The organism is Ramlibacter sp. (assembly GCF_035627355.1).
Lineage (GTDB): Bacteria > Pseudomonadota > Gammaproteobacteria > Burkholderiales > Burkholderiaceae_C > Ramlibacter.
The window spans coordinates 107,166-126,552 of sequence record NZ_DASPLW010000030.1; the positions used below are offsets into that span (position 1 = coordinate 107,166).

General features: G+C 72.9%; 15 protein-coding genes, 1 pseudogene and 1 riboswitch. Of the genes and pseudogenes, 12 read left to right on the forward strand and 4 right to left on the reverse strand.

All coding sequences use genetic code 11. The features are described 5' to 3' along the window. Window positions 1-59: 59 nt before the first annotated feature. Window positions 60-4,436 (reverse strand): ATP-binding protein, encoded by a 4,377-nt coding sequence (locus VEC03_RS08620; RefSeq protein ID WP_324914388.1) that lies wholly within the window; start codon window positions 4,434-4,436, stop codon window positions 60-62. 412 nt (window positions 4,437-4,848) lie between these two features. Here VEC03_RS08620 and VEC03_RS08625 point away from each other — a divergent pair, with 412 nt between their 5' ends. Together VEC03_RS08625 and VEC03_RS19115 are read left to right on the forward strand one after the other, a co-directional pair. Then, window positions 4,849-5,154: a hypothetical protein gene (locus VEC03_RS08625; RefSeq protein ID WP_324914389.1), complete on the forward strand. Its 306-nt coding sequence runs from the start codon at window positions 4,849-4,851 to the stop codon at window positions 5,152-5,154. 84 nt (window positions 5,155-5,238) lie between these two features. Continuing rightward, a pseudogene (locus VEC03_RS19115) lies at window positions 5,239-5,901 on the forward strand (alpha/beta fold hydrolase); the annotation flags it as partial. A gap of 48 nt (window positions 5,902-5,949) precedes the next feature. On the opposite strand, the gene VEC03_RS08630 reads toward VEC03_RS19115, so the two are convergent. The 3 genes from VEC03_RS08630 to VEC03_RS08640 form a co-directional block, all read right to left on the reverse strand. Beyond that, complete coding sequence (locus VEC03_RS08630; protein ID WP_324914391.1) at window positions 5,950-6,765, reverse strand: sulfite exporter TauE/SafE family protein; 816 nt, start codon at window positions 6,763-6,765, stop codon at window positions 5,950-5,952. Between the two features lie 548 nt (window positions 6,766-7,313). Beyond that, the gene (locus VEC03_RS08635; protein WP_324914392.1) at window positions 7,314-7,637 is read right to left on the reverse strand and encodes a cell division protein ZapA; all 324 of its coding nucleotides are present in this window, start codon (window positions 7,635-7,637) and stop codon (window positions 7,314-7,316) included. Window position 7,638: 1 nt separating this feature from the next. Further along, window positions 7,639-7,851, reverse strand: a complete 213-nt coding sequence (locus tag VEC03_RS08640; RefSeq protein ID WP_324914393.1) for a cell division protein ZapB — start codon at window positions 7,849-7,851, stop codon at window positions 7,639-7,641. A gap of 37 nt (window positions 7,852-7,888) precedes the next feature. After that, window positions 7,889-8,159, forward strand: a riboswitch (cobalamin riboswitch). A 67-nt stretch (window positions 8,160-8,226) separates the two neighbouring features. Between VEC03_RS08640 and VEC03_RS08645 the strand changes: the two genes are divergently transcribed. The 10 genes from VEC03_RS08645 (at window position 8,227) to VEC03_RS08690 (ending at window position 19,386) form a co-directional block, all read left to right on the forward strand. Further along, window positions 8,227-10,164 carry a TonB-dependent receptor gene (locus VEC03_RS08645; RefSeq protein WP_324914395.1) on the forward strand — a complete coding sequence of 646 codons (1,938 nt, stop codon included), beginning with the start codon at window positions 8,227-8,229 and terminating at the stop codon, window positions 10,162-10,164. 51 nt (window positions 10,165-10,215) lie between these two features. Then, complete coding sequence (locus VEC03_RS08650) at window positions 10,216-10,986, forward strand: ABC transporter substrate-binding protein (RefSeq protein ID WP_324914412.1); 771 nt, start codon at window positions 10,216-10,218, stop codon at window positions 10,984-10,986. Then, a complete protein-coding gene (locus VEC03_RS08655; protein ID WP_324914396.1) occupies window positions 10,979-11,581 on the forward strand; it encodes a bifunctional adenosylcobinamide kinase/adenosylcobinamide-phosphate guanylyltransferase in 603 nt (200 codons plus the stop codon). The genes VEC03_RS08650 and VEC03_RS08655 overlap by 8 nt, the downstream gene beginning before the upstream one ends. Then, entirely contained in the window at window positions 11,578-12,444 is an 867-nt protein-coding gene (locus VEC03_RS08660; protein WP_324914398.1) for a helical backbone metal receptor, read from the forward strand. Before VEC03_RS08655 ends, VEC03_RS08660 begins: the two co-directional genes overlap by 4 nt. Window positions 12,445-12,506: 62 nt before the next feature. Continuing rightward, the gene (locus VEC03_RS08665; RefSeq protein WP_414708472.1) at window positions 12,507-13,499 is read left to right on the forward strand and encodes a FecCD family ABC transporter permease; all 993 of its coding nucleotides are present in this window, start codon (window positions 12,507-12,509) and stop codon (window positions 13,497-13,499) included. After that, the gene (locus VEC03_RS08670; protein ID WP_324914399.1) at window positions 13,496-14,272 is read left to right on the forward strand and encodes an ABC transporter ATP-binding protein; all 777 of its coding nucleotides are present in this window, start codon (window positions 13,496-13,498) and stop codon (window positions 14,270-14,272) included. Before VEC03_RS08665 ends, VEC03_RS08670 begins: the two co-directional genes overlap by 4 nt. Then, the gene (locus tag VEC03_RS08675) at window positions 14,269-15,726 is read left to right on the forward strand and encodes a cobyric acid synthase (RefSeq protein WP_324914400.1); all 1,458 of its coding nucleotides are present in this window, start codon (window positions 14,269-14,271) and stop codon (window positions 15,724-15,726) included. Before VEC03_RS08670 ends, VEC03_RS08675 begins: the two co-directional genes overlap by 4 nt. Before the next feature lie 89 nt (window positions 15,727-15,815). Next, window positions 15,816-16,253, forward strand: coding sequence for a universal stress protein (locus VEC03_RS08680; RefSeq protein ID WP_324914402.1), 438 nt, complete (start codon window positions 15,816-15,818; stop codon window positions 16,251-16,253). Next, window positions 16,250-17,884, forward strand: a complete 1,635-nt coding sequence (locus VEC03_RS08685; protein WP_324914403.1) for an alkaline phosphatase family protein — start codon at window positions 16,250-16,252, stop codon at window positions 17,882-17,884. Before VEC03_RS08680 ends, VEC03_RS08685 begins: the two co-directional genes overlap by 4 nt. A 176-nt stretch (window positions 17,885-18,060) precedes the next feature. Further along, window positions 18,061-19,386, forward strand: a complete 1,326-nt coding sequence (locus tag VEC03_RS08690) for an efflux RND transporter periplasmic adaptor subunit (RefSeq protein WP_324914404.1) — start codon at window positions 18,061-18,063, stop codon at window positions 19,384-19,386. Window position 19,387 lies beyond the last annotated feature (1 nt).

The window sequence follows — 19,387 nt, forward strand, 5'->3', positions numbered from 1 at the left end:
CGGTGCCCGCCGCGCCGGGCCGCCGCGCAGCGGCCTGCAGGAGTCGCTGCGGACGGCCCTCAGGCCGGCACGCCGCCGCTCACGCGGCGCAGCAGGTCCTGCAGCGCGTCGATCTCGGCCGGCTTGACCAGGTGCTCGTCGAAGCCCGCCTCGCGGGTGCGCTGGCGATCCTCGGCCTGTCCCCAGCCGGTCAGCGCCACCACGTGCATGCGCCGGCGCTCCGGGTGCGCGGCCAGCCGACGCACGACCTCGTAGCCGTCCATGCCTGGCATGCCCAGGTCCAGCAGCACCAGCTGCGGCGCCTGTTCCTGCGCCGCCGCCAGGGCGTCCGGCCCGCCGTAGACCACGCGCGTGCTGGCGCCCATCATGTCCAGCATGGTCCCCAGGCTGTCGGCGGCGTCGCGGTTGTCGTCGACCACCAGCACGGTGGGACCTTCCGCCTCGGCCGGCGTCCGGGCGGGCTCGGAGGCGGGCGCGGGTGCCTCCTGGGCCTGGGCCGGCAACGTGGGGATCCGCACCTCGAAGGTGCTGCCCTTGCCGGGCCCGTCGCTTTGCGCGCGCACCTTGCCGCCGTGCAGTTCCACCAGGCTGCGCACGATCGACAGCCCGATCCCCAATCCGCCCTGCGCGCGGGCGGCGGAGCGGTCCGCCTGCACGAAGGGCTGGAACACCTCTTCCAGCATGTCGGGCGCCAGCCCCATGCCGTTGTCCTGCACCTGCACCACGGCCTGCGATCCTTCCTTCCATGCCACCAGCACGATGCGACCGCCGGGGTCGGTGTACTTGGCGGCGTTGTTCAGCAGATTGGCGAACACCTGGCCGAGGCGCAGCGGATCGCCGTCCACGTGCACGGCGGCCACCCGCCCGATCGACACCTGCAGCGTGTGGCTGGCCGCCTCCAGCACCGGCCGGCTGGTCTCGGCCGCGCCGGCCAGCACCTCGTGCAGCGACACCCGGCTGCGCTGCAGCACCACCTTGCCGGAGGTGATGCGCGAGACCTCCAGCAGGTCATCGACCAGCCGCACCAGCTGGTCGATCTGGCGGCGCATCATGGCCTGCACCCGGGCTCCGCCGTCGGGCCCGCCACCCAGCTCGAGCAGTTGCACGCCGTTGCGAAGAGGCGCCAGCGGGTTGCGCAGCTCGTGCGCCAGCGTGGCGATGAACTGGTCCTTGCGCCGCTCGACCTGCTGCAGGGCCGCCAGCGCCTGCGCCAGCGCCTCGGCGGCCTCGCGCTGCCTGAGCTGCACCTGGGCCCGCTCGAAGGCCTCCCAGCAGCGGTGCGCCGCTGCCTGCACCAGCGAGATCTCGGACTCGGTCCAGGCACGCGGGTGCCGCTGGTGGACGGCGATGCCGGCCACCAGCCGCCCGGCGCGCAGGATCCCGAAGGAGAGGTTGGCCGCGCTGCCTATCGCGCGATGGGAATCGCGCTGGCCGGCCAGCCGCGGGTCGGTCTCGATGTCGTTGACCGCGAACACCCGTCCGGACCGGTACATGGCCAGCTGCTCGCCGCCGAAATCGCTCAGCCGCAGGTGCCCGAGGATGGAGGGCAGGCCTTCGCGCCGGTACTCGCCCCGGACGTCCAGGCCGTCCTCGTCCTCGTCCACCAGCGCCCAGCAGCAGCGGTCGGCCTGCAGGTGCTGCGCCAGCGCCTGCACCGCGGCGTCGAGCACTGCTTCCGGATCCAGCGTGCGCTGCATCAGCTCGCTGAACTCGGCCAGGAAGCGCTGCTGCGACTCGCTCTCGCGGATGCCGCGCTCCATCAGCCGTGACTGCAGCACGTCGTGGAAGGAGCACGCCAGCCCGCCCGAGGCCAGCGGGTAGACGCCGATCTCGAACCAGCCGGCCAGCGGGTCGTAGGGCCCGTCGACGTTGAGCGCCACCCGCTCGCGCATGGCGCGCCGCAGCGGCTCCTCGAACACCGATCCCAGGACGGTGGGGAACAGCTCCCAGTAGTTGCGCCCCAGCATGCTCTCGCGCGAACGGCCGAAGATGGCCTCGGCGGCGCCGTTGACGTAGCTGAAGCACCAGTTCGCGTCGAGCGCGACGAAGGCATCGGTGATGCTCTCCACCATGCCCTGGATCTCGGCGCGCAGCGCCTGCTCGCGCTCCATGGCTTCGCGCCGCACCTGGGCCAGGCGCAGGGTGGCCGACACCCTCGCCAGCAGCTCGCGCGCATGGAAGGGCTTGACCAGGAAGTCGTCGGCCCCGGCTTCCAGCGCCTGCAGGCGGTAGCTGTGGCCGGCGTTGGCCGACACCATCACCACCGGCAGCGCCGCCGTGGACGGATCGGCCCGCAGGCGCTGCAACAGGCCGAAGCCGTCCAGCCCCGGCATCATCACGTCGGTCAGCACCAGGTCGGGCAGGCGCTCGTGGATGGCCTGCAGGGCCTGCCAGCCGTCCCCCGCGACCTGCACCGCGTGCTCGTGGCCGACCAGCTGGGCCAGGTAGCCGCGCATGTCGGCGTTGTCGTCCACCACCAGCACCCGTGCGCGCGCGTCGATCGGGTTCGGAGCCGGTTCGTTCGCCACCAACTCGGGGGCGAACGCGGAGTCCATGGACAGCTGTCCGGCCTCGGCGTTCACTATCCAGCCCTCGACCTCGTCCAGCCAGCCATGCGGCGGTTGCGCGAGCGGCAGTTCGGCGGCGGCATGGTCGACCTGGTTGGCGGGCAGGTGTTCGCTGCCCCAGGGCAGGTCGATCGTGAACGTGCTGCCCCCGCCGAGCCGGCTGCGCACCTGCACCGTGCCGCCATGCAGGCGCACCAGCTCGGCGACCAGCGCGAGGCCGATGCCGGTGCCTTCGATGCTGCGGCCCTGCGAGCCCTCCACGCGGTAGAAGCGCTCGAACACGTGGGGCAGGGCCTCTTCCGGGATGCCCACGCCGGTGTCGGCCACCTCCAGCCGGGCGCCGCCGGGCGTGGGCTGCAGGCGCACCACGACCTGGCCGGCCAGCGTGTACTTGATCGCGTTGGAGACCAGGTTGAAGACGATCTTCTCCCACAGGCTGCGGTCGACGTACACCGGCTGCGGCAGCGGTTCGCACCGGATCTGCATCCCCAGGCCGGCGCGGGTCGCGGCCGACTGGAAGAAGGCCGCCAGCCCGGCGGTGTGGGCGGACAGGTCGAGCGGGCGGAAGCTGGCCTGGACGCGGCCGCCCTCGAAGCGCGAGAACTCCAGCAGCGTGTTCACCAGCCGCTGCAGGCGATAGCCGTTGCGCTGGGCCAGCCGCAGCGACTCGCGGGCGGGGCCGCTCACGGCCGGGCCCTCCAGCAGGTCGCCGAGCGGGCCGAGCAACAGCGCCAGCGGCGTGCGCAGCTCGTGGCTCACGTTGGAGAAGAACAGCATCTTGGCGCGGTCCAGCTCGGCCAGCGAGCGGGCGCGCTCGCGCTCCATCTCGAAGCGGTGGGCGTCGGCAATGGCGCTGGCGACGCGCCGGGCCGCGAGCCCCAGGTAATCGAGGTAGTCGCCGTCCAGCGGCCGGCGCGGGTTGAGGCCGGCCACCATGAAGCCGCTGGGTGCGCCGGGGGAGGACACGTTCAGCGGCAGCACGACCGCGTCCTGGACCGGCTCGGGCCACGGGCCGGCGGGCACCTCGGCGCGCGCGGCCAGCCCGTTGACCACCATGGGTTCGCGCCGCTCGGCCACGGCCGCCAGCGGCCAGGGGGCGGCCGCCGCCTGGTCGATCTCCGGCAGTGCCAGCCGGGGATCGTTCACGCCGGTGCGCGCCGCCAGCCGGGCCGTCGCGCCGTCCTGCAGGTAGAGCAGCACGAACGGCAGGTCGTGCGCATTGCCGGCCAGCGCCGCTGCGGCGCTGTCGCAGGCCCCGCGGGGGCTGTGTGCATCCTGCACCGCCGCCGCCAGCGCAGCCAGGCTCTTGAGGCGCCGCTCGCCCAGCACGCGCGCGGTCTCGTCGGTGCAGGCGCAGAACACGCCGCCGACCTCGCCCTGGTCGTCGAAGCAGGGGCTGAAGGAGAAGGTGAAATAGGTTTCCTCGGCGAAGCCCTCGCGCTGCAGCATGAGCTGCTGGCGCTCGTTCCAGGTGGCGGCGCCGCGCTGCAGCACGGCATCGATCTGCGGACCGATGACGTGCCAGATCTCGGCCCAGGTCTCGCGCGCGCTGCGCCCCAGCGCCCAGGGATGCCGCGTGCCCAGGAACTCGGTGTACGCGTCGTTGTAGATGGAGATCAGCTTGGGCCCCCACCCCACGCACATGGGGTAGCGCGAACCGAGCAGCAGCCGCACCGTGTTCTTCAGGCTCTGCGGCCAGTGCTCGGCCGGTCCCAGCGGCGTGGCGGCCCAGTCGTGCTCGGCCACCAGGGCGGCCATGTCGCTGTCGGCGATCGCTTCGGCCTCTGCGGCGCGCCCGGACACCAGCGCGCCGGCTGCCGGCTGGCAGTGGACTGTGGTCGCTTCGGTCAGGCCCGTGGGTTCGCTCATGTCGTCACTGTGGATGTGGTCGCGCTGCGGCCGGGCCGTTGCGCAACCGCTGCCCGGGGAGCCCATCGCTCCCTGCAGCCCGGCCGCCGTGCCCGGCGGCGTTGCTCCCCTGCAGCCCAGCCGCTTGCTGCAGCGAAGCCGCTTTTTCTGCCGATTGTTTCGGCTTGTCAAACGTCGAGCCGCGATGCGCCTGTGCAATGGAAGAGCAGGAGGGCCCGGGCCGTTCCGTGGACCGCGCGTCCGGCCCCTGGGGATGGCGGCGCGCGGCGGAGCGAAGTCTAGGCGGGATGTGGCTCTGCCTTGAGGTATCTCTCTGCAACGGTGCAGCCGGGGCCGCCCATCCGCTGCAACGTCCTACGGGGCGGAGGGCGCAGCCGGCCTAGCATGGGATCCACCTTGCACGAGATGTTCCATGGCTGACCAACGAACCCCTGCCACCGGCCCCATCGACCTCAGCGAATCCGTCGCCGGCGAGGAGGATCCGGGCGCCTCCATCGACCTTGCCGTGCGCCCATCGGCTGCATCGGACCCCGACACGGGCACCCGTGGCGCCGGGCCGCAGGCGCCGATGGCGCCCGGCGACGAGGCGCCGCCCGGGACCCCCGGCACCGGCGAGGATCTCTGCCGCGCCTGCGGCGGGACGGGCCAGCTCAACGGCGGTCCCTGCCCGGAATGCGAGGGCACCGGCAAGGTGGTCCGGGGCATCGGCGGGGCTTGAGCGGGACTGCGAACCGACGTGCTGCTGCCCCGATCGCTGCCGCGCCGGCGGCGGCTGGCCGTGACCGCCGGCGAGCTGGAATACGTGCTCTCGGGCGAGGGCCGGCCGGCTCTGCTCCTGTTCAGCGGCGCGGGCGTGACCTTGGAGGCCTGGAGCCGCCTGTATCCCGGCATCGAGTCGATCGGCCGTACGCTGGCCTGGAACCGCTGCGGCGCCGGGGCCAGCACGCCGCCCCGTTCGCCGCAACCGGCCAGCGCCGTGGTCGCCGGCCTGCGGGACCTGCTGGCACGGCTCGACCTGTCGCCGCCCTACCTGCTGGTGGGGCACTCGCTGGGCGGCCTGCATGCCCAGCTGTTCGCCCGGCGGCATCCCGCCGAGGTCGCCGGCGTGGTGCTGCTGGAAGCCACGCACCCGCAGGACCACGAGGCGCTCAAGGGGCATGAGGGCCGGCTCGCGAAGGTGCTCGAGAAGCTGCTGTCCGTGCCCCAGCGCCTGCTGCGGCCCAACCTGCAATCGGAGCTGGACCGGTTCGAGCAGACCGCATGCGAAGTGGAAGCCGCCGGATCCTTTCCGCCGGTGCCGCTGCTGGTCGTCAGCGGCGGCAGCGGGCCGCCGCGCTGGCTGGTGCCGGAGTCCTCGCTGCGCCGGCGACGCGAGCACCAGAGCGAACTGGCTCGGCTGTCGCCGCTCGGCCGGCAGGTGATCGCCCGGCGCAGCGGGCACTTCCCGCAGCTGACCCAGCCGGAGCTGGTGCTGGACGTGCTGCGCGAGGTGGCGCAGCAGGCGCGCCGGACCTCAGGCGGCCAGCCCCTTGTAGAGCATGTAGGCCGCGAGCGTGTACAGGATGCTGGCGAAGACGCGCTTGAGCTTGCCGACCGGCAGCGCGTGCGCGGCGCGGGCGCCGAGCGGCGCGGTGCTGACGCTGCCCAGCGCGATCACGACCAGCGCCGGCAGCCAGAGATAGCCGAAGGAGCCCGGCGGCAGCCCCTCGACCCGCATCCCGCTGGCGATGTAGCCGGCCACGTTGGCGACCGCGATCGGGAAGCCCAGCGCGGCCGAGGTGGCGACGGCGTTGTGGATGGCGACGTTGCACCAGGTCATGAACGGCACGCTGATGAAGCCACCGCCGGCGCCCACCAGGCCTGAGAGGAAGCCGATCGCGCCGCCCGCGGCCACCGTGCCCGCCGTACCCGGCATCTGGCGGCTCGGCTTGGGCTTGCGGTCCAGGAACATCTGGGTGGCAGAGAAGCCCACGAAGGCGGCGAAGATGATGGCCAGCACGCTGCCCTTGAGCAGCGCGAACACGCCCAGGCTGCCGACCATGCTGCCGATCACGATGCCGGGCGCCAGCCGCTTGACGATGTCCCAGCGCACCGCGCCGCGCTTGTGGTGCGCGCGCACGCTGGACACCGAGGTGAAGATGATGGTGGCCATCGAGGTGGCGATCGCCATCTTGACCGCCAGCTCGGGCGCCACGCCGCGCTGCCCGAGGATCAGCGTGATGAAGGGCACCATGATCATCCCGCCCCCGATGCCCAGCAGCCCCGCGAGAAAACCGGTGGCCAGGCCGAGCGCGACCAGTTCGAGGATGAGGGGGAGTGCGAGATCCATGCCGTTTGTTCTTCCGCGCCCTTGCGGCGCATCGGCCCGGATTGTCGCTGAGCTTCGCCGTTGGCGCCGGTCTGCAAGATCGGCGCGCCGGACCGCGCGGAATAACATGCAGCGCGGTCCAATCATGACGAAGGCCGGATTCACTCCGGCCTTCGTCATCTAGCTAGTCAACCACGAAGAAATCGCGCAGCGATTTCTTCGTGAAGAAAAGGGGTGTCTGCAGTTGCCACCGGACCGGCATCCTGAACCGGGGGTTCAGGTGGGCTAGGTCAACCAGGCGTTGGGATCATCTGACGCGAGACGTTCACGCTCGCCAGGTATTTTCCAGGCCCGAGCTCATTGAGCATTGGTTCAAGGAAATATAAAGCCCGGCACGCACTGCAGACGGAAATCATTCTAGGGGCAGGGACTGCCCGCGTGGGCCGTTGCGGCGAAAACTCCGGGCGCGCGAACGTGAAAGAGTGGTCGAGCTTGACAGCGACCGCGGCGCGCCGATGTCGCAGAAGCGGAAGCCCTGGATTTCCCGCCTTCGCGGGAATGACGCTGGGTCAGATCAACCGGCCGTCGTTGCCGATCGCGCGGTCCAGCCGTTCGATCAGCGAGTCCAGCCGCGGGTCCCGCTCGCCGGTTGCCGGCGGCTGGGCCGTACGTGCAGGCGCGGCATCGCGGTCGGGGACGTCGAAGGCGAGGTTCAGCGCGGCGAGCACCGCGATGCGGTCGCGTGCCTTGACCTTGCCGGCGTCGCGGATGCGGCACATCGCCGTGTCGACCTTCTCGACCGCTTCCAGCAGGCGGCCCTCGCCCCCCTCGGGACAGCCGAGCAGGTAGCTCTGGCCCATGATCTGGACTTCGATCTGCTTGGTGGCAGCCATCTCACACCGGGGAGTTGATGTCCGGCAGGCGCTCGAGCAGCGCATCGACCCGCGCGCGCGCCGCGGACAGCCGTGACTTGAGCGAATCGCGCTCTTGCGTGAGCCCATCGACCTGCTGCTGCAGCAGCGCATTGGTGCGTTGCAGCTCCTCGTAGCGCACGAGCAGGCGTTCGACGCGCTCGGCGATCTGATCGACCTGGGAAGCAGTGGCCATGGCTGTAAGGGATTGTAGGGTTGGGGGCGCGCTTGCGCCTAGAATCGCAGCCGTTGGTGCTCGCGGTGTGGTTCGCATGCCGCAGTTCAACGGGAAGCAGGGAGCCTGCTCCGCCACGCCCGGCACGCCGGGCGCACACGGAGCCAGCCAACCTGCGCTGCCCCCGCAACGGTAAGCGGAGGCGCCTGTCCGCAGGCGCCCGCCCCATCACGACAGCCACTGGCGCGCGTGCCGCAACACACGCCGCCGGGAAGGCGATGGAAGCGTCCTCCGCCAGCCCGGATACCGGCCAACGAGGTGGCCGCGCCTGCGCGGCCGTATTGCCCCACATGCCGGCGGGGAAGCCGGCCGGGGCTCTTGACGATCTCGTATCCCATGAACGTTTCCCGTTCCACGGCGCGACTGGCCCGGCTGTCGCTGGCGCTCGCCGCGTGTTTCCCTGTCTTCACCCAGGCCCAGTCGCCCGGATTGCGCGAAATGGTGGTGCACGCCACCCGCTTCCCGGAGCCGGCGCGCTCGCTGCCCTATGGCGTCAGCGTGGTCACCGGCGAGGAGATCGCGCGCTCCGGCGCCGCCACCGTCAACGAGGCGCTGATGCGCATCCTCGGCCTGCCGGGCCGCCAGGACCTGTACGGCGGCGGCGAGTACCGCATCGACCTGCGCGGCTTCGGCACGACCGCGCTGAGCAACCAGGTGGTCGTGGTTGACGGCGTGCGGCTGACCGAGCCCGACCTGGTCGGCCCGCGCCTGGCCGGCATCCCGATCGAGTCGGTGGAGCGCATCGAGGTGCTGCGCGGCAGCGGTGCCGTGCTGTACGGCGAGGGCGCCACCGGCGGCGTGATCCTGGTCACGACCAAGGCGGGCGCCGGCCGACAGGGCCCGAACACGGCCTCGCTGTACGCGGGTGCCGGCACGCATGCGACGCGCGAACTGCGCGCCAGCGCGCACGTGGGAAGCGGCGGCTTCTCGCTGGACGCCGGCGCGGACAAGCGCGACAGCGACAACCATCGCGACAACTTCCGCTCCGAGTTCGACGCGGCGACGGTGACCGGCCAGTGGTCGGGCGACCAGCTGCGCGTGGGTGCCAGCCTCTCGCGCGACGACCTCGACACCGGCCTGCCGGGCGCGCTGACGGCGGCGCAGTTCGCCGCCGACCCGCGCCAGGCCACCACGCCCCTCGACTTCGCCCGCATCCGCAATTCGCGCACCGGCGTCTTCGCCGAACTCGACCTGGGCGCCTGGCAGCTCGGCTTCGACGCTGCGGCCCGCACCAAGGAACTGCGCAGCCTCAACTTCGGTTTCCTGAACTACGACTACGACGTCGATGCCACCGACGCCTCGCTGCGCGCCCGCCATGCGGGGACAATCGCCGGCATGGCCAACTCGCTGGTGCTGGGACTGGACCACGGCCGCTGGACGCGGGACATCCTGGGTGCCTTCGGCACCACCGGGAAGCAGCGTTCGCTGGGCGCCTACGTCCGCGACGAGCTCACGCTGCCGGCCGGCACCCGCCTGAGCGCCGGCTGGCGCAGCGAGCGCCTGCGCAAGTCCGACAGCGCCTCGGCCACCCGGCTGGCGGACCGCCTGCACGCCTGGGAACTGGGCGCGAGCCAGCCGGTCACGCCGGACCTCACCGTCTATGCCCGTGCCGGGCGCAGCTTCCGGCTGGCCAACGTGGACGAGTTCAGCTTCACCCTGCCCAGCGCGCAGCTCAGGCCGCAGACCTCGAACGACCTGGAGTTCGGCGTGCGCTGGGCGCGCGAGGGCAGCAGCGTTGAAGCGCGCCTCTACCAGCACCGGCTGGAGGACGAGATCGGCTTCGATCCGGCCGCCTTCCGTCCGCTGCCGGGCGGCGCCAACGTCAACCTGGACCCGACGCGCCGCACCGGGCTGGAGCTGGACGCCTCGCACGCCGTCTCGGCCCGGCTCACGCTGCGGGCCAACGCGGCGCTGCGCCGCGCCACCTTCCGCAGCGGCCCCTATGCCGGCCAGGACGTGCCGCTGACGCCGCGCCGCACGCTGGCGCTGCGCGCCGACTGGACGCCGGCGGCCAACCACCGCCTCACCGGCGGCGTGAACTGGGTGTCCTCGCAGCACCCGGACTTCGCCAACAGTTGCGCCATGCCCTCGTATGCGACGGCCGACCTGCGCTATGCCTACCAGTGGCGCAACGCGGAGTTCTCGCTGGGTGCCACCAACCTGTTCGACCGCAAGTACTTCACGCAGGCCTTCGCCTGCGCGGCCGGGCAGCCCACCTCGATCTACCCGGAACCGGGCCGTGCCGTCACGGCCGCCGTGCGGGTGAACTTCTAGGAGCCGACCGCCTTGCCTGCCCGCGACCTCGCCCCGCGCCGGATCGTCTGCATGACCGAGGAGACGACCGAGTGGCTGTACCTGCTGGGCGAGGACGCGCGCATCGTGGGCATCTCCGGCTACACGGTGCGGCCGCCGCGCGCGCGGCAGGAGAAGCCCAGGGTCAGTGCCTTCACCTCCGCGAAGATCGACCGCATCCTGGAACTGGAGCCGGACTGCGTGTTCGGCTTCTCCGACCTGCAGGCCGACATCGCGGCGGAACTGGTGCGCCGCGGCGTGCAGGTCACCATCTTCAACCAGCGCAGCGTGGAGCAGGTCTTCTCGATGCTGTACCAGGTGGCGGCCATGGTCGGGCGCGCCGAGCGCGGGCTGGAATTGCTGCAGGGCATGCGCGAGCGGCTGGAGGCCATCCGCACCGCCGCGGCCGCCTTGCCGCGCCGGCCGCGCGTGTTCTTCGAGGAATGGGACGACCCCCTGATCAGCGGCATCCGCTGGGTGAGCGAGCTGCTGGACATCGCCGGCGGCGACGACTGCTTCCCCGAGCTGGCCGCGCAGCCGCTGGGCAAGGACCGCATCCTCGCCGACCCCGGCGAGGTGGTGCGGCGCAACCCCGACATCGTGATCGGCTCCTGGTGCGGCAAGAAGTTCCGGCCCGAACGCGTGGCAGCGCGGCCTGGCTGGGAGCAGGTCGCCGCGGTGCGCGACGGCCAGCTGTTCGAGATCAAGTCGGCCGACATCCTGCAGCCCGGGCCGGCGGCGCTGACCGACGGGGTGGAGCAGCTGCACCGCATCGTCATGGACTGGAGCCGCGCCCATGCCTGAGCTGTGCGTGGCCCGCAGCGAGCTGGTCCTGGGGACGCCGGAAGGCGGGCAGCTCGCGCGCGCCCTGGCGCTGGCCGAGGCCTGGCTGGCGCTGGCCGGCGGGCACGAGGCCGTCTACGTCGCCACCGCGCAGGCCTGGGACGGCGCGATGCGCGAGCGGGTGTCGCTGCATCGGCGCAGCGCGTCGGGCGAGCCGCGCCTGCGCACCTCCGAGGAGCCGCTGGCGCTGGCCCATGCGCTGGGCGCCTCCAGCTGGCCGGGCACGCTGGTGGTGGTCGATTGCCTGACCCTGTGGCTGACGGCCCTGATGATGGGATCGGCGCAGCAGGGCGGACCCGGTTTCGCAGGCCATCTCCCGATGCTGGCGGAAGGCGAGGGCGGCCACCCGCCGGCCATCCTGGCCGACGCCATCGCCACCTGCGCCGGGCCGCTGGTGCTGCTCGGGCATGCGCGCGGCGGGCCGCTGCTCCCTGGCCGCGATGCGCGCCAGTTCGCCGACACCCTGGGCCGCCTGGACCAGCAGGCCGCGGCAGCGTGCGAACGCGTGACGCTGATGTCCGGCGGACTCGCGATGGTGCTCAAGGAGGCGGCATGAGGCGCTGGCTGCTTGCACTCCTGCTGGCGCTGACCGCCTGGCCGATCCTGGCGGTGACGGTGACGGACGACCGCGGCGTCGCCGTGGACCTGCGCGAGCCGCCGCGGCGCATCGTGTCGCTGTTGCCTTCGCTGGGCGAGACGGTCTGTGCGCTCGGTGCCTGCGACCGGCTGGTGGGCGTCGACGACTATGCGAACTGGCCCGCTTCGGTGCGCAGCCTGCCGCGCGTGGGCGGGGTGGACGACCCGCGCATCGAGCGCATCGTCGGCTTGCAGCCCGACCTGGTGCTGCTGTCCTCCACCTCGCGCGCGCTCGGCCGGCTGCAGGCGCTGGGCCTGCCGGTGATGGGCTTCGACATCAAGACCCTGGGCGACGTGCGGCGCGTGCTGTCCCGGGTGGCCGATGCGCTGCAGGTGGGCGGGGCGGACGCCGCGTGGCGGCGCATCGATGCCGGCGTCGCGGCCGCGGCCCGCAGCGTGCCGCCGGCCCAGCACGGGGTCTCCGTCTATTTCGAAGTCAGCGCCGGGCCCTACGCCGCCAGCGAGTCCTCCCACATCGGCGAGATCCTGGCCCGGCTCGGCGCCGTGAACGTGGTGCCGGGCCACCTGGGCACCGTGCCGCTGCTCAATCCGGAATTCGTGGTGCGGGCCGACCCGCAGGTGATCATGGTGGCGCAGCGCGACGCCGCGGCGCTGGCGGCGCGGCCCGGCTGGCCGCGTATCCGCGCCATGCGCGAGGGCCGCGTGTGCCGCTTCACGGCGGAGCAGGGCGACGTGATCGCCCGGCCCGGGCCGCGCCTGGCCGATGCGGCGCAGCTGCTGGCCGATTGCCTGGCTGGCCGGTTGCAGGGGGATCGTCCGTGAACCCGGCCGACGACACGCTGGTCGCCGGCAGCGCCGGATCCTTTCCTGGCCGCGCCGACCCGCTGCTGGAGGCGCAGGCCCGCCGCGTGCGCTGGTTCGCCATCCTCGCCGCTGGCGCGAGCGCGCTGCTGCTGGTGCTCGGTGCGGCCGTGGGCTCGCTCGGCTGGGAGCCGCTGTGGGACGGCAGCGAGGCGGCCCGCGCCATCGTCTGGGACATCCGCGTGCCGCGCAGCCTCGGCGCCTGGCTGGCCGGTGCCTTGCTCGGCCTGGCCGGCGCGCTGGCGCAGGGTCTGTTCCGCAATCCGCTGGCCGACCCCTACCTCATGGGCAGTTCGACCGGCGCCGCCTTCGGCGTCGCGCTGCTGCTGGTGGCGCTGGGTGCTGCACCCGGCACGGCGACCGGCGCGTTCGCGCAACTGGGCTTGACCGGCGCCGGCTTCCTCGGCGCCATGGCCGCGGTGCTGCTGACGCTGGTGCTGGCGCGCGGCGTGCAGCACACGCTGCGGCTGCTGCTGGCCGGCGTGATCGTCGGCGTGGTGTTCGGCGCGCTCGCCGCGCTGGTGATGCTGTGGGAGCCGGAGGTGCTGCGGGCCATGCAGGCCTTCCTGCTGGGCACCACCGGGCTGCTCGGCTGGACCGGGGCGCTGCTGCTCGCGGCCATGCTGGTGCTGGTGCTGGTGGCCGCCGTGGCACTCAGTCCCGCGCTCGATGCGCTGGCGCTGGGCGAATCGGCGGCGGCCAGCCTGGGCCTGCCGCTGGCATCCGTGCGCCTGGGCCTGGTGGGCGCCATCGCGCTGGCGACGGGTGCGGCGGTGGCACAGGTCGGCCTGATCGCGTTCGCGGGCCTGGTGGCGCCGCACATCGTGCGATCGGCGGTGCGGCCCACGCACCGCGCGTTGCTGCTGCTGTCCACGCTGGCCGGCGGCCTGCTGCTGCTGGCCGCCGACGTGCTCTCGCGCTGGATGTTGGCGCCGCGCGAGCTGCCGGTCGGCGTGCTCACCGCCTTGCTGGGTGGCGCCTACCTGCTGTGGTTGATGCACCGGAGGGCGGCATGAGAGCGATGACGCCGGCGTTCTCCGCAAGCGCCCTGCGCGTGGCACTGGCTGGGCGCGAAGTCCTGCAGGGGATCGACCTGAGCCTGCCGCAAGGTCGCTGGACCGCGGTGGTCGGGCCCAATGGCGCCGGCAAGACCACGCTGCTCAAGGCCCTCGCGCATCTGCTGCCGGCCCAGGGCCGCATCGAGCTGCTGGGACGGCCGGCCCGCGAATGGGGCAGCCGCGAGCGGGCCCGTGCGCTGGCCTGGCTGGGGCAGGGCCAGGAAGCCGGTGCGGAGGACCTGCGGGCCTGGGACGTGGCCATGCTGGGCCGCATGCCGCATCGCCCCTGGCTGTCGGCGCCGACGGCGGCCGACCATGCCAGCGTGGAGGAGGCGATGCGCCGCACCCAGTGCTGGGACTGGCGTGCTCGGCCGCTCGGGCAGTTGTCGGGCGGCGAGCGCCAGCGCGTGCTGCTGGCGCGCGCCTTGGCGGTGGGTGCGCCGGTGCTGCTGATGGACGAACCGCTGGCCAATCTCGATCCGCCCCACCAGGCCGACGTGCTGGCCCTGGTGCGCCGCCACGTGGCGGCCGGCGGCACCGCCATCACCGTGCTGCACGAGCTCACATTGGCGCTGCGCGCCGACGACCTGCTGGTGGTGGACGGTGGCCGCGTGCTGCACCATGGTGCCACCGGCGATGCCGCCACCCACGAGGCGGTGCAGCGCGTGTTCGCCGGCCGCATCCGCGTGCACGCGCTCGACCGCCACTGGGTCGCGCTGCCCGACGCATGACGACGCGCCGCGCCAAGTGCGTCATGGTGCTGGGCACCAGCAGCGGCGCCGGCAAGAGCTGGCTGGCCACCGCGCTGTGCCGCTGGTACGCCCGCCAGGGGCTGAAGGTGGCGCCGTTCAAGGCGCAGAACATGAGCAACAACGCGCGGGTGGTGGCCGGCGGCGAGATCGGCAGCGCGCAGTACTTCCAGGCACTGGCCGCGCGGGCCGAGCCCGAGGTGCGCATGAACCCGCTGCTGCTCAAGCCCGAGGGCGACCTGCGCAGCCAGGTGGTGCTGCTCGGCCGGGTCGACGAGGGCCTGTCGCGCGCACCCTGGCGCGGGCGCAGCGCCAGTGTCTGGCCGCAGGTCGCGGCGGCGCTGGACGAACTGCGCGCCGAGAACGACGTGGTGGTGATCGAGGGCGCGGGCTCGCCGGCCGAGATCAACCTCAAGGCCGACGACATCGTGAACCTGCGCACCGCCCTGCATGCCGATGCGCGCTGCCTGCTGGTCACCGACATCGACCGCGGCGGCGCCTTCGCCCACCTGTACGGCACCTGGGCGCTGCTGGAGGAAGCCGAGCGGCGCCTGCTGCGCGGCTTCGTGCTCAACAAGTTCCGCGGCGACCCGACCCTGCTCGCGCCGGGGCCCCAGCAACTGCAGGCGCTGACCGGCGTGCCGACGGTGGCGACCCTGCCGATGTGGTGGGAGCACGGGCTGCCGGAAGAGGACGGCCTGGTGGCGGCAGTTCCCGGGCCCGCCGGCGGGAACCCGGGCGAGACGGTGACCACCATCGCCATCGTCGCCTACCCGCGCATCAGCAACCACGACGAGTTCCAGCCGCTGTTCGCCGTGCCGGGCCTGCGGGTCCGCTGGGCCCGCCAGCCGGAGGACCTGGCCGGCGCGGACTGGATCGTGCTGCCCGGCTCCAAGCACACCAGCAGCGACCTGGCGTGGCTGCGCGCGCAGCGGCTGGCGCCGGCCATCACCGGCCATGCGCAGCGCGGGGGCGCGGTGCTGGGCGTCTGCGGCGGGCTGCAGATGCTGGGCGAGGCGCTGGTCGATCCGCACGGCATCGACGGCAACGGACCGGGCCTGGGGCTGCTGCCGCTGGTGACGGCATTTGCACCCGACAAGACGGTGCGCCGCACGCGGTCCCGCTTTGCCGGGTTGCGCGGGCCGTGGACGGCCCTCTCGGGCCTGGCGGTGGAGGGCTACGAGATCCGCCATGGACGGACCGCGCAGCACGCCGGCATGGCGCCCGGCCATCCGGCGATGGGCGATGGCCTGGCATGGCAGAACGCCGAGGGCAACGTGCTCGGCCTGTACCTGCACGGGCTGTTCGAGGACCCCGGCGTGCTGCGCGCACTGTTCGGTTCGCCGGGCAGGGACCTGGAGGCCGTTTTCGACGGCCTGGCCGACTTCATCGCCGCCCGCTTCGAGCCGGGTTTCCTCGACGGACTGGTGGCCTGAACGGGCCCCGCAGCATCGGGGTTAATGCCCCTGTGGAGCCGGCTGGCCCGGCGTTAAGGTCGGATACATCCTCAACTCCGGGAGCACGCATGTACAAGCGAATCCTGTTGGCCTATGACGGCAGCGATGCCGGCCAGAAGGCGCTGCTCGATTGCCGCGAAGTCGCGCAGTGGTCCGGCGCCGAGCTGTTCCTGGTGGCCGTGATGCCCTCCGCCATGAGTTTCGTCGGCCTGGAGGGAGGCGTCTATGACGTGGAACTGGAGGAGCGCGAGCGCGCCAAGTACCAGGCCATCCTGCAGGACGGCCTGCGCCGGCTCGAGCAGTCCGGCCACTCCGCTCGCGGCGAGGTCGTCACCGGCGAGGCAATCGAGGAGATCACCAAGTACGCTCGCAAGGTCGAGGCCGACCTGATCGTGGTCGGCCACAAGCACCTGGACAGCTGGGCCGCGCGCTGGTGGCGCGGCTCCATTTCCGGCGCCCTGATCGAACACTCGCCCTGCAGCGTGCTGGCGGTCATCACCCAGTGATCAGCCGCGCGGCGGCCGCCGTTGCCGCCGCCGCGCTGGCGCTGCTGTTGGCGGCCTGCGCCGCCGTCGCTCCGCCGGCCGAGCGGCCGGCGCTGGTCGTGCTGCTGGTGGTCGATGGATTGCCGCAGCGCCAGGTCACCGCCTACCGCGACCAGCTCGCACCCGACGGGCTGGCCCGCTTCCTGGACCGCGGCGCCTGGTTTGCGCAAGCGCACTACGGACACGCGTTCACGGTCACCGCCGCCGGCCATGCGACGCTGCTCACCGGTGCCTACCCGCACCGCACCGGCATCGTCGGCAACCAGTGGCGCGATCCGCAGACCGGCGAGCTGGTCTACAACACCGGCGATGTGTCGCAGCACTACATCGGCCATGCGACGGGCCCGTTGGACGGCACCAGCCCGCGCAACCTGAAGGTCGACACGCTGGGCGACGTGCTGCGCAGCACCGACCTGCGCGCCAGGGTGATCGCCATCTCCGGCAAGGACCGGGGCGCGATTCTCCCGGCGGGCCGGCTGGGCACCGCCTACATGTACATGGCGACCACCGGCCGGTTCGCTTCCAGCACCTACTACATGCCGCAGCATCCGGCCTGGGTCGAGGCCTTCAACGACGCGCGGCCGGCCGACCGCTGGTTCCGGTCCGAGTGGAGGCCGCTGCTGCCGGAGGCGGCCTATGCGCGTTCGCTGCCGGACGAGCAGCCCTGGTTCCGCCCCCGGAGCGGTCGGCTGCCCATGGCCATGGCGGGAGCCGACCAGGCCGCGCCGGGGCCGGCCTACTACGCCAGCCTGCTGCGCAGTCCCTTCGCCGACCAGCTGTCGCTGGAATTCGCGGTCGCCGCCGTCCACGCCGAGCAGCTGGGCCAGGACGGGGTGCCCGACATCCTGGTGGTGAGCCTGTCGGGCCACGACTACGTCAACCACGCCTTCAGCGCCGAGTCGCGCCTTTCGCACGACCACGTGCTGCAGGTCGACCGGCTGCTGCAGGCGTTCTTCCGGGAGCTGGATGCGACGGTGGGACCGGGCCGCTATGTCGCCGCGCTCACGGCCGACCATGGCTTCACGCCCGCGCCGGAGGTCAGCCGCGCGCGCGGGCAGGAGGGCGGCCGCGTCGACTGGCGCGGCGTGCTGGCCCGGGTGAACGCGCAACTGCAGCAGGCCTTCGCCGCGGGGCCGCTGGTGCACCTGAGCCCGGCGGCGTCGCTGGTGGTGGATCGCCGCCTGCTCACCCTGCACCGCCTCGAGCTGGACCGGGTCGCCGAGGCCGCGCGCGCCGCGCTGCTGCGCGAGCCGGGCCTGGCCGCTGCCTACACGCGCCGGGAACTGCAGGACCGCAGCCGCATCGGCGCGCCCTTCTTCGACCAGGTCCTCAAGGCCTGGCACCCGCAGGCGTCGGGCGACGTGGCCTACGTGCTGCGGCCGGGGTGGATGGGCTCGGCCGCAGGGGCCACCCACGGATCGCCCCATGCCGACGACACGCACGTGCCCCTGCTGCTCTGGGGGCCGCCGTGGGTGAAGCCCGGGCGTGTCGACACGCGCGTGGAGGTGGTGGACCTCGCACCCACGCTGGCGCAGCTGCTGCGCCTGCCGCCGCCACCGGCCAGCGAAGGGCGGGTGCTGCCGCTGCCTTGAGCGCTGGCGCGATTCGCGCTTCCGGATGCCCGCCTACGCGGGGATGACCCCGGTCGCTTTGCAATTCCGAAACATGGGCGCCAAGCGGGCTACACCTGCCTGAGGCATGCTGCTTCGACCGTGCGCACCCTGCGGCGCCCGGCATGGCCGGCAAAGGGCCTACATTGCCAACCAGCATGCAAGCCGAATCCCCCCGCGAACCCGAATCCTCCAACGACGAATCGCCGCGCCGCCCCGGCCGGCGCGGCAAGCTGCTGGGCAGCCTGGTCGCACTGCTGCTCGTGGGCGGCCTGGGCTGGCTGGCCTGGAGCCTGACCCAGCAGCCGGCCGCCCCGACTGGCGGCCGCTCGGGGCCCGGCGGGCGCGGCGGACCGCCGACCACGGTCGGCGTCGCCGTGGCCGAGCGCACCGACATCCCGGTCACCCTGGACGCGCTGGGCACCGTCGTGCCGTTGGCGACGGTGCGCGTGCGCCCGCAGGTGTCGGGCGTGCTGCGGCAGGTGCATTACAAGGAAGGCCAGTTCGTGCGCCAGGGCGAGCTGCTCGCCACCATCGACCCGCGCCAGTTCGAGATGGCGCTGCAGCAGGCCACCGGCCAGCGCATGCGCGACGAGGCACAGCTGGACGCCGCCCGCGTCACCCTGCAGCGCTTCCGCACCCTGCTGGAGCAGGACTCGATCGCGCGGCAGGAGGTCGACACCCAGGCCGCGCTGGTCAAGCAGCTGGAGGCCGCCGTGGTGGTCTCCAAGGCCAACGAAGGCGCGGCCCGGCTGAACCTGGGCTACACGCGCATCGAATCGCCGATCGCCGGCCGGGTGGGCCTGCGCACCGTGGACGTGGGCAACGTGGTGGGCCCCAGCGACACCAACGGGATCGCGGTGGTGACGCAGCTGTCGCCGATCGACGTGGAGTTCGCGATCCCGCAGGACCGGGTCGATCCCCTGCAGCAGGCGGTGCGCGACGCGCCGGCGCTGGCGGTGAAGGCGCTGGACAGCACCCGCAGCCGGGTGCTGGAGGCCGGCCGCTTCCAGTCCCTGGACAACCAGGTCGACGTGCAGACCGGCACGGTGCGTGCCAAGGCGCGCTTCGACAACGCCAGGCAGGAGCTGTTCCCCAACCAGTTCGTCAACGTGCAGCTGCAGCTGCGCACGCTGGCGGGCGCGGTGACCGTGCCGCTGGCGGCCGTGCGCACCGGGGCCGACGGCGACTACGTGTTCGTGCTGAACGACGACAAGACCGTGCAGCTGCGCAGCGTGCGGCGCGGCGAGGCGACGGCCGAGCGGGTGCAGATCACCAGCGGGCTGCAGGCCGGCGAGCGCGTGGTGACCGAGGGCGCCGACCGGCTGCGCGACGGCTCGCGGGTGGCGCTGCCCGGGGAAGGGCCCGCGGCCGCGGCCGGCGCGCCGGGCAATGGCACGCCCTCGGCGGCGGCTGCGCGTCCACGCCGGGCCGCATCGGGTCCGCAACAGCGGCGCCAGCAGGCTGCCGGGGCCGGGCAGTGAC